This is a genomic window from Streptomyces sp. AMJ-169, from assembly GCF_055597585.1.
Genome location: NZ_JBVLTJ010000006.1, coordinates 413002 through 425375 on the forward strand (window position 1 = coordinate 413002; position 12374 = coordinate 425375).

The 12374-nt window shown below is 70.3% G+C and carries 14 protein-coding genes; 4 read left to right on the forward strand and 10 right to left on the reverse strand.

Features of this window, described 5'->3' with window-relative positions:
- Positions 1–43 precede the first annotated feature (43 nt).
- The 7 genes from ACYUD3_RS17905 to ACYUD3_RS17935 form a co-directional block, all read right to left on the reverse strand.
- Positions 44–3133: an efflux RND transporter permease subunit gene (locus tag ACYUD3_RS17905; protein ID WP_470970704.1), complete on the reverse strand. Its 3090-nt coding sequence runs from the start codon at positions 3131–3133 to the stop codon at positions 44–46.
- Positions 3134–3275: 142 nt separating this feature from the next.
- On the reverse strand, positions 3276–3959 hold the full coding sequence (locus tag ACYUD3_RS17910) for a response regulator (protein ID WP_470970706.1): 684 nt from the start codon (positions 3957–3959) through the stop codon (positions 3276–3278).
- 43 nt (positions 3960–4002) lie between these two features.
- Positions 4003–5226, reverse strand: coding sequence for a sensor histidine kinase (locus tag ACYUD3_RS17915; protein WP_470970709.1), 1224 nt, complete (start codon positions 5224–5226; stop codon positions 4003–4005).
- A gap of 52 nt (positions 5227–5278) precedes the next feature.
- On the reverse strand, positions 5279–5857 hold the full coding sequence (locus tag ACYUD3_RS17920) for a Uma2 family endonuclease (protein WP_470970711.1): 579 nt from the start codon (positions 5855–5857) through the stop codon (positions 5279–5281).
- Positions 5858–6050: 193 nt separating this feature from the next.
- Positions 6051–6377, reverse strand: coding sequence for a DUF397 domain-containing protein (locus ACYUD3_RS17925; protein WP_470970713.1), 327 nt, complete (start codon positions 6375–6377; stop codon positions 6051–6053).
- 23 nt (positions 6378–6400) lie between these two features.
- Positions 6401–6598, reverse strand: coding sequence for a DUF397 domain-containing protein (locus ACYUD3_RS17930; RefSeq protein WP_470970716.1), 198 nt, complete (start codon positions 6596–6598; stop codon positions 6401–6403).
- A 2-nt stretch (positions 6599–6600) separates the two neighbouring features.
- Entirely contained in the window at positions 6601–7422 is an 822-nt protein-coding gene (locus ACYUD3_RS17935) for a helix-turn-helix domain-containing protein (RefSeq protein ID WP_470970719.1), read from the reverse strand.
- 154 nt (positions 7423–7576) lie between these two features.
- On the opposite strand from ACYUD3_RS17935, the gene ACYUD3_RS17940 reads away from it, so the two are divergent.
- Complete coding sequence (locus ACYUD3_RS17940) at positions 7577–7852, forward strand: hypothetical protein (protein ID WP_470970722.1); 276 nt, start codon at positions 7577–7579, stop codon at positions 7850–7852.
- Between the two features lie 43 nt (positions 7853–7895).
- Here the strand turns inward: ACYUD3_RS17940 and pspAA are convergent, their stop codons facing one another.
- Entirely contained in the window at positions 7896–8174 is a 279-nt protein-coding gene (gene pspAA, locus ACYUD3_RS17945) for a PspA-associated protein PspAA (protein WP_470970725.1), read from the reverse strand.
- A 37-nt stretch (positions 8175–8211) separates the two neighbouring features.
- The gene (locus ACYUD3_RS17950; RefSeq protein ID WP_470970727.1) at positions 8212–9009 is read right to left on the reverse strand and encodes a PspA/IM30 family protein; all 798 of its coding nucleotides are present in this window, start codon (positions 9007–9009) and stop codon (positions 8212–8214) included.
- A 237-nt stretch (positions 9010–9246) separates the two neighbouring features.
- Here ACYUD3_RS17950 and ACYUD3_RS17955 point away from each other — a divergent pair, with 237 nt between their 5' ends.
- Entirely contained in the window at positions 9247–9876 is a 630-nt protein-coding gene (locus ACYUD3_RS17955) for a DUF3043 domain-containing protein (protein WP_470970729.1), read from the forward strand.
- A gap of 80 nt (positions 9877–9956) precedes the next feature.
- On the forward strand, positions 9957–10658 hold the full coding sequence (locus ACYUD3_RS17960) for a class I SAM-dependent methyltransferase (RefSeq protein ID WP_470970732.1): 702 nt from the start codon (positions 9957–9959) through the stop codon (positions 10656–10658).
- Positions 10659–10728: 70 nt separating this feature from the next.
- Here the strand turns inward: ACYUD3_RS17960 and ACYUD3_RS17965 are convergent, their stop codons facing one another.
- Positions 10729–10938 (reverse strand): hypothetical protein, encoded by a 210-nt coding sequence (locus ACYUD3_RS17965; protein ID WP_470970734.1) that lies wholly within the window; start codon positions 10936–10938, stop codon positions 10729–10731.
- 159 nt (positions 10939–11097) lie between these two features.
- Here ACYUD3_RS17965 and ACYUD3_RS17970 point away from each other — a divergent pair, with 159 nt between their 5' ends.
- Positions 11098–12297 (forward strand): bifunctional adenosylcobinamide kinase/adenosylcobinamide-phosphate guanylyltransferase, encoded by a 1200-nt coding sequence (locus ACYUD3_RS17970; RefSeq protein WP_470970737.1) that lies wholly within the window; start codon positions 11098–11100, stop codon positions 12295–12297.
- Positions 12298–12374 lie beyond the last annotated feature (77 nt).

A 12374-nucleotide genomic window follows, 5' to 3' on the forward strand; every position in this document is an offset into this window, starting at 1 on the left:
GGCCGGGTCTCCGTCCGAGACCCGGCCCTCCTCAGCCTGTGGATCAGACCCCCACCGGCTCCTCTTCCCGCTCCACCGGCACCCCCCGCTTCGCCGCCTTCTTCCCCGCCCTCCGCTCCTTCCGCAACTCGAACATCGCGTACAGCGTCGGAACAAGCAGCAACGTCAGCAGAGTCGAAGTGATCAACCCGCCGATCACGACCACAGCCAGCGGCTGGGCGATGAACCCGCCCTCACCCGTGACCCCCAACGCCATCGGCAACAAGGCGAAGATGGTCGCCAGCGCGGTCATCAGGATCGGCCGCAGTCGATGCCGCCCACCCTCGACGACCGCCTCGACCACCCCGTACCCCTGCGCCCGGTACTGATTGATCAGGTCGATCAGCACGATCGCATTGGTCACCACGATCCCGATCAGCATCAGCATGCCGATCATCGCGGGCACCCCCATCGGAGTCCCCGTAGCGACCAGCAACCCGATCGCCCCGGTCGCCGCGAACGGAATCGAGACCAGCAGGATCAACGGCTGGGCCAGCGACCGGAACGTGGCGACGAGCAGCATGAAGACGATCGCGATCGCCGCGAGCATGGCGAGAGCGAGATTCTTGAACGCGCTGTCCTGATCGGAGGAAACCCCGCCGATCTCGGCCCGAGCCCCCGCAGGCAGCTTCAGCGCGTCGATCTTGGACTGGAGCTTCGTGCTGACAGCCCCGGTGTTGTCCCCGGTCGGCTTGGCGGTGATGGTCGCGGCGCGCTGCCCGTCGATACGGGTCAGCGAGACCGGCCCGTCGACCAACGCCACAGTCGCGATGTCCCCCAGCGTCACCGGCCCCAACCGCAGCCCCCGCAGCTCCGCCAACGTCCGCGCGGGCTTCGCCGACATGATGACGACGTCCCGCTCGGTGTCGTCGAGGACCGCCTTCGCGGCCGTCGTACCCCGCACGGCCTGCGCGACGGCCATCCCGAGGGACTGGTCGTCGAAGCCCGCGGCGGCGGCCTTGTCGTTGGCCTTGACCGAGATACGCGGCACGCTCTGGGAGAGGTTGCTGGTGACGTCGGTGACGTCGGCCAGAGAAGCGACCGCCTTGCGGACCTCCTCCGACGCCGTGCGCAGGACGTCCCCGTCGGCCGCCTTCACCGTCACGCTGAGGTCCTGGCTCCCGAACCCGTCCCCGGCGGAGACGGTCGTGGTGCCGGCGCCGTCGAGCTTCTTCAGGCCCGCCTCGACGCGCTTCTGGACGTCGCTGTAGGACGCGGAGTCCTCCAGCATGACCTGGTACGACGCCTGGTTGGTGTCGGTGCCGCCGCCGAAGGCCGCCAGGAAACCGGACGAGCCGATGGTGACCTGGTAGTCCTTGACGCCCTTCGTGTCGGCGAGCAGCTGCTCGACCTTCTTCGCCGCCGCGTCGGTCGCCGCGAGGCTCGTACCCGGCTTCAGCTGCTGCTTGACCGACAGGACCTGCTGCTCGCCCTGGTCGAAGAAGTTGGTCTTCAGCAGCGGGGCCATGCCGAACGTGCCGAGGAGGATCACGACCGCGATGCCGAGGCTGAGCAGCCGCCGCCCGGTCGCGAACCGCAGCACCGGCACGTACCACCGCTGGAGCCGGCTCCGCGACTCCTTCTCCTCCGCGATCCGCCGCGCCTCGGCGGCGTCCCCGGGGGTGCCCTTGGGGGCGCGCAGGAACCAGTACGACAGGACGGGCACGACCGTCAGCGAGACCAGCAGCGACGCCAGCAGCGCCGCCGTCACCGTCAGGCTGAAGGAGCCGAAGAGCGCCCCGACCATCCCGCCGACCAGGCCGATCGGCAGGAACACGGCGACGGTCGTCAGCGTGGACGACGTGACCGCCCCGGCGACCTCCCGCACCGCCGTGATGATCGCCGTCTGCCGCTCCTCGCCGTAGCCGAGGTGGCGTTTGATGTTCTCCAGGACGACGATCGAGTCGTCGACGACCCGGCCGATCGCGATGGTCAGCGCGCCCAGGGTCAGCATGTTCAGGGACAGGTCGCGGGTCCACAGCACCAGCAGCGCCAGCACCACCGACAGCGGGATCGACACCGCCGTCACCAGCGTCGAACGCACCGACGCGAGGAAGAGCAGGATCACCAGGACCGCGAAGACCAGGCCGAGCGCGCCTTCCGTGGTCAGGCCCTTGATGGACTTGGAGACGGCCGGGCCCTGGTCGCTGACGACCGTGATGTGCGCGCCGGAGCCCAAGTCCTTGCGCAGACCGGGGAGTTTGCCCTCGACCGCGTCGGAGATGGTGACGGCGCTGCCGTCGTGGGCCATGGTCACCGTGACGGCGAGGCTGGGCCTGCCGTCGGTGCGGGTGATGGAGTCGGCCGGGGCCTCCTGCTCGCGGACGGCGGCGATGTCGCCGACCTTCACGGACTTCCCCGGGATGCGCAGGTCGGCGATCTGCCGGACGGACGTGTAGCCGCCGCCGATCTGGACCGTGCGGTTGCTGCCCGCCTCGTCGAACGAGCCGCCCGACAGGGTCACCCCGCCCGCCTGGAGGGCCTGGGCCAGCGTCTGGGTGTTCAGCCCGGCGGCGGCGAGCTTCGCGTCGTCCGGGGTGACCGTGACCCGGAGGGCGCGGGCGCCGGTCACGGTGACCTGGCCGACGCCGTCGATGTCCTTCAGCGCGGGCACGACCGTCGAGTCGAGCTGGTCGGCGAGCGCCTGCTGGTCCTTGCCGGAGGTGACGGCGAGGACGACGGTCGGGATGTCGTCGGTGGAGCCCGCGACGACCTGCGGGTCGACGGCGTCGGGCAGCTGGGCGCGGACGCGGTTCACGGCCTGCTGGACGTCGGCGACGATCCGCTTGGTGTCGTTGCCGTAGTCGAAGGACGCCATGATCACGGCGCTGCCCTCGGCGGCGGTGGAGGTGACGCCGGTCAGGCCGTCGACGCCTTCGAGACTGTTCTCGATCGGCTCGACGACCTGCTTCTCGACGACGTCGGGAGAGGCGCCCTGGTACGGCGCGATCACCGACACCATGGGCAGTTCGATGGTGGGCAGGAGCTGCTGTTTGAGCTGAGGTATCGCGATCGCGCCGAAGACGAGCGCGACGAGCGACATCAGCCCTATCAGGGCTCGCTGGGCGAGGCTGAATCTCGACAGCCAGGACATGGGCGGCGGTATCTCTCTTCTGTGGAGCGGCAGCAGAAGCGGGCACTGTCCACCCTCGCGGACCGCCGGGGCCCCTTTCGTAGCCCCCAGGTCCATTTCCTTATCCGGGGCCTACTCCGGCCGCAGTACGGCCCTCTCCACCTCACTCCACCCGTGGGCGTACCAGCCCCGACTCGTAGGCGATGACGACGAGTTGGGCCCGGTCGCGGGCGCCGAGCTTGGCCATCGCCCGGTTGACGTGCGTCTTCACGGTCAGCGGCGAGACCTCGAGCCGCTCGGCGATCTCGTCGTTGGAATGCCCCCCGGCGACCTGCACCAGCACCTCCCGCTCGCGCACGGTCAGCGCCTCGAGCCGGGCCGCGCGCGCCGGGTCCGGCTCGCCGTCGCCGTCGCCCTGCGCGAGGAAGCGGGCGATCAGCCCCTTCGTCGCGGCCGGCGACAGCAGCGCCTCCCCGCCCGCCGCGACCCGGATCGCCGTCAGCAGCTCCTCCGGCTCACTGCCCTTGCCGAGAAACCCGGAGGCCCCGGCCCGCAGCGACTGCACGACGTAGTCGTCCACCTCGAACGTCGTCAGGATGACGACCCTGACGTGCGCCAGCGACGGGTCGGCGCTGATCATCCGGGTCGCGGCGAGCCCGTCCGTGCCCGGCATCCGGATGTCCATCAGGACGACGTCCGCGCGCTGCTCCTTCGCGAGCCGCACGGCCTGCGCGCCGTCCGAGGCCTCCCCGACGACCTCCATGTCCGCCTCGGAGTCGACGAGCACCCGGAACGCGCTGCGCAGCAGGGCCTGATCGTCGGCGAGCAGGACTCGGATGGGGGTCATACGGGGGCCTCCGTGGGGTGGGCCGGCGGCGCGGGGAGCGGTCTCATACCGCCCCCTCCGCAGTGCTGCTGGTCTTGACCGGCAGAATCGCATGCACCCGGAAGCCGCCCCCGTACCGGGGCCCCGTGGTGAGCGTCCCGCGCAGCGCGGTCACCCGCTCCCGCATCCCCAGCAGCCCGTGCCCCCCGCCCTCCTGCGGCACCGGCGGCTGGTCGGGACACCCGTTGTCGATGACGGTTATCTCGACGTTCGGCCCCACGCGTACGACGCTGACCTCGGCCTTCGCCTCCAGCCCCGCGTGCTTCTGGACATTCGTGAGCGCTTCCTGGATGACCCGGTAGGCGGCGAGGTCCACGGCCGCCGGGAGCGTGGTGTCCTGGTCGGCGCGGGCCACCTCGACCTGGAGTCCCGCGTGCCGGAACGTTCCGGCGAGTTCGTCGAGCCGGCCGAGCCCCGGCGCGGGTTCGGTCGGCGCCTCCGGGTCCCCTGACTGCCGCAGCAGCCCGACGGTCGCCCGCAGCTCGTTCAGCGCCGACCGGCTCGCCTCCCGCACATGCGCGAGCGCCTCCTTGGCCTGGTCGGGCCGCTTGTCCATGACGTGCGCGGCGACTCCCGCCTGCACATTCACCAACGCGATGTGATGCGCGACGACGTCATGCAGATCCCGCGCGATCCGCAGCCGCTCCTCCGCGACCCGCCGCCGCGCCTCCTCCTCCCGCGTCCGCTCGGCCCGCTCGGCGCGCTCCCGGATGGCCTGCACGACGGCCCGCCGGCTGCGTACGGCGTCCCCGGCCGTCGCCCCGATGCCGGTCCAGGCGAGGATCCCGAGGTTCTCCTGCGCGTACCAGGGGAGGGGGCCGGCCAGCATCGCGGCGCCGGTGAGGACGGTGACCGTGAGGAGGCCCAGCCGCAGGGTGGTCGGCCGGTCGGTGGTGGCGGCGACGGTGAACAGCGCGACCACGGCCGACATCACGACCGGGGCTCTGGGGTCGGAGGCGGTGAGGCACTCGACGAGGGCGAGGGTCCCGGTGACGGCCAGCACCCGGATGGGCGCCCACCGCCGGAAGACGAGGGCGAAGGCGCCGAGGACCATGAGCACGAGGCTCAGCGGATCGGGACTCCGCACGCCCCAGGTGACCCCATGCGCCCCATGCGGATCGACGAAACTCCCGGCGAGCATGCACAGCAGCACGCCGGCCGCCAGCGTCGCGTCCATCGCAAGGGGGTGCGCGTTGACACCACACCTGGCTCGCTCAAGTGTGCTCACGCTTGCAAAGGTACGCGGGGGTGGGGGGTTGTGGGGGTCGGGGGTTGTGGGGTCAGAGGAAGTCGGAGGTGTCCAGGTCGAAGCCGAAGGGGTCGGGGAGGGGGAGTGGCAAGCCGAACGCGACGGCATGGCGGACGAGGTAGTCGTCACCCTTCGGCTCGCTGAACAGCGTCACCCAGGACTCCTCGCGGTCCACGAGCAGATACAGCGGGATGTTCTCGCGCGCATAGCAGTGCCGTTCGGCTTCGCCGTCGCCCTGAGGCTTCGGCGATGTCACTTCGAGGACCAGGGCGATTCCGGCACAGGGCATCCAGGAGTCGGCGCCTCCGAACAGGTCGAGTTCCAGGGGGCCGAAGGTGGCGTCCGGGATCACGTGGCTTTCCGGGTAGCCGTCTCCGCTTTTCAGCCGCAGCCCTTTGTGACCGGAGAAGTCCATGTCGATCTGCGAACACCTGAACACCTGCCGCACGATCCGGCTGATGCACTTCTCGTGATCCCCGTCCGGCGGCGACGTCACCATGATCTCCCCCTCGATCAACTCCGCCCGGAAACCTTCCGGAGTGCCCAGGGCGAGGAAGCCGTCCAGCAGGAAGTCTTCTTGCTGAAGCGACTCATGGACCATGGCCGTCATGTCAAGCCCCTCCCTTGTCTGTCGCTCAGAAGACTGGGACACCGGACGATCACGTGTCCGAGAGATCGGGAACCGTTCCCTCGATCGTGTCACACGAATCAATCCACATCCACGTCTGCGAACAGCGCACGCATCGCCCCCACAACGGCCGGGCCCCGTACGACTACGGGTCCCGGCCGTTTCGCGTCTCGGCTTACGCCTTGAGGAAGCTGACGAAGCTGTCCCAGGCGGGGGCTGGGACGGTGAGGACGGGGCCGCTGGGGTTTTTGCTGTCGCGGACCGGGACGATGCCGGGGAAGTCGTCGGCGACTTCTAGGCAGCTCCCGCCGTTGGCGTTGCTGTGACTGCTGCGGCGCCAAGGGGTGTTGGCCAGCTCGGCTACCTCGACGCATTCGCCCCCGTTGGCGTTGCTGTGGCTACTGCGGCGCCAGGGGATGTTGCTCAGCTCGGCGACTTCTAGGCAATTGCCGCCGTTGGTGTTGCTGTAACTGCTTCGACGCCAGCGGGTGTTGGGCAGCATGGGTTCCTCCGTCGTGGCGGGGCCTATGACTTGAGGGAGCTGATGAACGCGTCCCAGGCGGGGGTTGGGACGGTGAGGGCGGGGCCGTTGGGGGTCTTGCTGTCGCGGATGGGGACAACTCCGGGGTAGTCCTCGGCGATCTCGACGCAATCGCCCCCGTTGGCGTTGCTGTAGCTGCTCCGGCGCCAGCGGGCGGAGTTCAGCTCGGGGGTGTGTCGCATTGCTAGTAGTCCTCCATCACCTGTTGGATCAGCTTCGTCGAAGCCGCCGGGGACAGGGCGTTGGCACGGAGCAGGTTGTAGTGCCACTGCCACTCCTCGGCTGAGTCCCGGTCCTCGTAGAGGTGACCGACCTCGATGCCCTCCTCATGGGCCACGACGGAGCCATTGGGAAGCGTCAGCAGGGTCAGCGTGCCGCCCATCAGGTAATGCAGACCAGAGCTGAAAGGGACCACCTGGACCTTGCTGTCCGGAGTATCCACCCGTTCGAGCAGGTAAGCCAATTGGCTGAGCATGCACTCCGCGCTGCCGACCCGCCGCCTGATGACGGACTCGTCGATGACCGCCCAGTACTTGGGGCGCTTGGGTGTGCGAAGGCGATCCTGCCGCGAGAGACGGGCGCTCACACGCTGCTCGACTTGTTCCGGAGGCAGATCCTCGCGAAGACTCAGTTGCGCGTGCGCGTACTCCCTGGTCTGCAACAACCCGGGCACCACCTGCGGCCCGTACGTCTCGATCACCACCGCCCGCGCCTCGAACTCCATGAACCTCTTGTACTGGTCCGGATGAGCCTCCCTCCTCGCCAGCTCATACAAGTTGGAGTACTTGTCCTCCGTCCCGAACGCCACATCGAGCCGCGGCGGCAGATCCGCCGGCGGCATCAACTCCGCCGTCTCCACCCGCGCCAGCGTGCTCTTGCTGGAGGCGACGACACCCGCGAGCTGGACGAGCGACAGGCCCAGCCGCTCGCGGTCCCTGCGCATTTCCGATCCGAAGTAGTGGCGGGCCGAGAGAAAAGGGTTCAACTCCTGCGGTGTGAACGTCACTGTTCGCGCCCCCTCTTTCGCCTGTGTCCCATTCTCAAAAACGGGACTGGAGAACGGTCCTTGGAGTCCCTGCGGACAGCAATGATGGTGGCACAGAAGGTGACGACGCGAGGGAAAGTGAGAAACCCCAGTGCGCGATTCAAACGGACGTCCGATGCGGCTCCTCCCCTGGAACTCGGACACGGGAACGCCCTGTTATCTGAGTACCGACAGCCCCGACAGCCGCGTCTCCCGCCTCGCCGACAGGGTGGAGGCCGAACTCCTCGCCTCCGCCCGGACCGTGCTGTGTCACGCCAGGGAGCTGCTGAAAGAACCGATGCTGTACGACGGGGAGTTGAAGTTCACGAGCACGCGGCTGGCGGAAGCGCTGGAGGACACTCTGCTGATCGCGAAGAGCCGTGGGGGACGGCTGGAAGCCAAGGAATGGTGAACCCCTTGGCTAAAGCTTCCCGGAATTCGGCGAAGCCCCGCCCTCACCCCGGAATCAGCCCATCGTCGTTCAGCATCTCCCGCACCTCATCAATCGTCGCATCCGCCCCCGGCAGAATCAGATCCGACGGCTCCAGGGCGTCGTCCGGCAGCGGTGACCCCAGCCTCCGCACCGCCTCCAGCAGAGCCGAGAGCGTGCGGCGGAAGCCGGGGTCGTCGCCCGACTCGACCTCCGCCAGCAGCTCGTCGTCCAGCTTGTTCAGCTCGGTGAGGTGAGCGTCGTCGAGCCTCACCTGGCCCTCCCCCATGATCCGTACGATCATGTCGCCGCCCTCCTTGGCCGCGAAGCGAAGACCGCGCTCACTGCTTGTCGAAGCGCGGGGTGTCCTTTGGCTGCTGCTGGGGCTGGGGCTGGCCGGTGCCGCCTTCGATCGCCTGCTGGGAGGCCGTCGGGCCGCCCGCCAGCTCCGCCTTCATGCGCTGGAGCTCCAGCTCCACATCCGTGCCGCCGGAGAGCCGGTCCAGCTCGGCCTGGAGGTCGTCCTTGGCGAGGCCGGTCGGGTCGTCCAGGGCGCCGGAGGCCAGCAGCTCGTCGAGCGCGCCGGCGCGGGCCTGGAGCTGGGCGGTCTTGTCCTCGGCCCGCTGGATGGCGAGGCCGACGTCGCCCATCTCCTCGGAGATGCCGGAGAAGGCCTCGCCGATACGGGTCTGGGCCTGGGCGGCGGTGTAGGTGGCCTTGATGGTCTCCTTCTTCGTACGGAAGGCGTCGACCTTGGCCTGGAGGCGCTGGGCCGCGAGGGTGAGCTTCTCCTCCTCGCCCTGGAGCGTCGCGTGCTGCGTCTCCAGGTCTGTGACCTGCTGCTGGAGCGCCGCGCGGCGGGACAGGGCCTCGCGGGCGAGGTCCTCACGGCCGAGGGCGAGGGCTTTGCGGCCCTGGTCCTCCAGCTTGGAGGACTGGGACTGCAACTGGTTGAGCTGGAGTTCCAGGCGCTTGCGGGAGGTGGCGACGTCGGCCACTCCCCGGCGGACCTTCTGGAGCAGCTCCAGCTGCTTCTGGTACGAGTAATCAAGGGTCTCGCGCGGGTCCTCGGCCCGGTCAAGGGCCTTGTTCGCCTTCGCGCGGAAGATCATCCCCATACGCTTCATGACACCGCTCATGGGCTTCGCGCGCCCCCTTCTGACGGACTCCAGCTCACGATCTGCGACAGAACCCACAGTACGGGCCCTGTCTCCATTGACGCACCGTTCCGGCCCGGATGCGCTCATCCCCAAGGACGATCGCCCACCTCCCTGATCCGGCGTAAGGAGTAGGTGCACCCCTGTGCGGGAGTAGGTGCGCCCCTGCTGTACAGGACGAGTGGTGTTGCCGGATCGTTCCCCGTGCGGCTGGGGTCCATGCCGGATGAGCGCTTACCCTTGGGTTTTGTGTTCCGTAGCCGTGCCAAGGAAGAGAAGGCCCAGGACGCCGACAAGGCCCAGGTGACCGACTCCAAGCAGACCCGTGACCCGCAGGCCCCGAAGGGCAGGCCCACTCCCAAGCGGAGCGAGGCCCAGTCCCAGCGGCGCAGCGTGGCCAATACGTCGATGACGCGCAAGGAGGCGTCCAAGCGGCAGCGCGACGAGCGCCGTGCCGCGCTGGAGAAGCAGCGCCAGGCGCTGGCGGGCGGTGACGAGCGTTATCTGCCCGCGCGGGACAAGGGGCCGGTGCGCAAGTTCGCCCGTGACTTCATCGACTCGCGCTTCAACGTGGCGGAGTTCTTCCTGCCCATGGCGGTCGTCATCCTCGTCCTGAGCATGGTCCAGGTCGCCCAGTTGCAGACGGTCGCGCTGCTGCTGTGGCTGGTCGTGATCGTCCTGATCGTCCTGGACTCGGTCCTCTCCGGGTTCCGGCTGCGCAAGGCGCTCGGTGCCCGCTTCGGTGACGAGCCCCGGCGGGGCGCCATCGCCTACGCGCTGATGCGCTCGCTCCAGATGCGCCGGCTGCGGCTGCCGAAGCCGCAGGTCAAGCGGGGGACGAAGCTCTGAGCGCGCCGTTCACCGACGATGCCGCGCAGGCGTGGCTGCGAAAACTCGGCGGACTGCGGGACGTCGTACGGCAGGAGCTGGTGGCGCGGCAGCTGGATGAGCAGATAGCCGGGCGGTACTCCGTCGGGCAGCGGCTGCGGGTGCTGGACGTCGGGATGGGGCAGGGCACTCAGGCGCTGCGCCTTGCCCGGCTCGGGCATCAGGTGACGGGTCTCGAGCAGCAGCCGGCCATGGTGGCGGTCGCGCGCGAGACGCTGGCGGCGGAGCCGGAGGGCATCCGCGAGCGGGTCCGGATCATCGAGGGGGACGGCCGGGACACGGGGGTCCACTTCCTCCCGGGCAGCTTCGACGTGGTGCTGTGCCACGGCGTCCTGATGTACGTGGAGGAGCCGGACGCGCTCCTGGCGGGTCTGGGCCGCATGCTGGCCCCGGGCGGTCTGCTGTCCCTGCTGGTGCGCAACGCGGACGCTCTGGCGATGCGCCCGGGTCTGTCCGGTGACTGGCCGGCCGCCTCGGGGGCGTTCGACACGGTCACGTACACCAACCGCCTGGGCCTCCCGGTCCGCGCCGACCGCCTCTCCACCCTGACGGACGCCCTGGCCGGCATCGGCGCCCCCCTCCAGGCCTGGTACGGCGTCCGCGTCTTCACGGACACGGCCCCCGACGACGCCCCCGTCCCGGACGACCTCCCCCACCTCCTGGCGGCGGAGGAACGCGCGGGCCGCACGGACCCGTACCGGGGAGTGGCGGCGCTGCTGCACCTGTGCGGGGTGCGCGGGTAGTTCCCGTACGACGACGGCGGCGCCCGGTGCTTCATGCCACCGGGCGCCGCCGTCGTCGTGGGCAAAGGCTTCAGGCGTCGGCGTGCAGGCTCATCGGGCCATAGATCTGGGTGGTGTCCTCGAAGAGGAACACCTGGTCGGCGCCGCCTGCCGCGAGGGCCTTCCACTGTTCGCCGATCCATGACTCGGCGTCGCCCTGGGTGGTGAACTCCTCGGGTTCGACCGCCGGTTCGACCTCCGTCCCGTCGGCCTTCTCGAACCGCCACGTCCATGCCGCCATGTACGCCTCCTGGTCTGATCTTGGTCCGGGTGCTGGTCGCAGGGTATGTGTTCGGGCCGGGGGTTGTTATAGGGCGTCGGGGTCCCAGGGGGTTCGGATTCCCGCTCCCGCTGCGGTCACCGGCGCGCGTCGGGATCTCCTTCAGGTGAAAATCGTTCCGTGGAATTGACTCTCCTTGGTACCGGTGCGCCTGCGGGGCTGCCTCGTCCCGGCTGTGCGTGCGCGGTGTGCGCGGTGTCCCTCGGCGCCGCCGCGCGGGCGGCGACGGCGGTGCTGGTCGACGGGGCGCTGCTGCTGGACCTGACGCCCGGGGCGGCGTTCGCGGCGGCGCGGGCCGGCCAGTCGCTGGGCGGGGTGCGGCAGGTGCTGCTGTCCCATCCGCACGACGGCCCGGCGGTCGAGGTCCCGGTGGGCCTGCCCCGCCCCGGCCGGGTCCCGGACGGCCGCGAGCTGGCGCTGCTGACGGGCCACCGGGTGCGGGCGGTCGCGATGGACGCGGGGGGCACCGGGTACGCCGTGACGGGCCCCGACGGCCAGCGGCTGCTGTACCTCCCGCCGGGCGGCGCACCGGCCGGCCTCGGCGCCGGGCAGCAGCGGTACGACCTGGTCCTGCTGGACGTCGTGGGCCGCCCCGACGCGCTGGCGCGGCTGCGGGCGGTGGGCGCGGTGGGGGCGACGACGGACGTGGTCGCCGTGCACCTCGACCACGACGTGCCGCCGGGCCCGGAGCTGGCCCGCCGGCTGGCGGCGGCTGGAGCGCGCGCGGTGCCGGACGGCGCGGCGCTGGCGGTCGGGGTGTACGAGGACGTACCCGACGTCCCCCGGCGCACCCTCGTCCTCGGCGGGGCCCGGTCGGGGAAGTCGGTGGAGGCGGAGCGGCGGCTGGAGGCGTTTCCGGATGTGCTGTACGTCGCGACGGGGGGCAGCCGGGGCGGGGACACCGAGTGGGCGTCGCGGGTGTCCGTGCACCGTGAGCGGCGGCCGGGGTCCTGGCGGACGGCGGAGACCTGCGATCTGCTGCCGCTGCTCGCCGAGGCGGGGCCGCCGCTGCTGATCGACTGCCTTTCGCTGTGGCTCACGGACGCGATGGACTCCGTGGGGGCGTGGGACGACGCCGTGTGGGCGGACGGCGGGGAGAAGGCCTTGCGGGAGCGGGTCGCGGATCTCGCGGGGGCGGTGCGGAACGCTTCGCGGACTGTTGTGCTGGTGTCCAACGAGGTGGGGTCGGGGATCGTTCCGGCGACGGCTTCGGGGCGGCGGTACCGGGATGAGCTGGGGCGGCTGAACGCGGCGGTGGGCGGGGAGTGCGAGCAGGTGGTGCTGGTGGTGGCGGGGCAGGCGGTGGTGTTGCGGGGGTGAGGGTGGGGGTGGGGTGGGGGTGAGGTGGGGGCCGGGAGTCTCTGGGGGCCGGGGGTCTCTGGGGGCCTTCCTCTAAG

Excerpts from the sequence above, each read along its gene's own strand:
- ACYUD3_RS17925 (WP_470970713.1), bottom strand. The coding sequence starts at position 6,377 with ATGCTGCCCAACACCCGCTGGCGTCGAAGCAGTTACAGCAACACCAAC.
- ACYUD3_RS17950 (WP_470970727.1), bottom strand. The coding sequence starts at position 9,009 with ATGAGCGGTGTCATGAAGCGTATGGGGATGATCTTCCGCGCGAAGGCG.
- ACYUD3_RS17965 (WP_470970734.1), bottom strand. The coding sequence starts at position 10,938 with ATGGCGGCATGGACGTGGCGGTTCGAGAAGGCCGACGGGACGGAGGTC.
- ACYUD3_RS17910 (WP_470970706.1), bottom strand. The coding sequence starts at position 3,959 with ATGACCCCCATCCGAGTCCTGCTCGCCGACGATCAGGCCCTGCTGCGC.
- ACYUD3_RS17905 (WP_470970704.1), bottom strand. The coding sequence starts at position 3,133 with ATGTCCTGGCTGTCGAGATTCAGCCTCGCCCAGCGAGCCCTGATAGGG.
- ACYUD3_RS17920 (WP_470970711.1), bottom strand. The coding sequence starts at position 5,857 with ATGACGGCCATGGTCCATGAGTCGCTTCAGCAAGAAGACTTCCTGCTG.
- ACYUD3_RS17955 (WP_470970729.1), top strand. The coding sequence starts at position 9,247 with ATGCCGGATGAGCGCTTACCCTTGGGTTTTGTGTTCCGTAGCCGTGCC.
- pspAA (WP_470970725.1), bottom strand. The coding sequence starts at position 8,174 with ATGATCGTACGGATCATGGGGGAGGGCCAGGTGAGGCTCGACGACGCT.
- ACYUD3_RS17930 (WP_470970716.1), bottom strand. The coding sequence starts at position 6,598 with ATGCGACACACCCCCGAGCTGAACTCCGCCCGCTGGCGCCGGAGCAGC.
- ACYUD3_RS17940 (WP_470970722.1), top strand. The coding sequence starts at position 7,577 with ATGCGGCTCCTCCCCTGGAACTCGGACACGGGAACGCCCTGTTATCTG.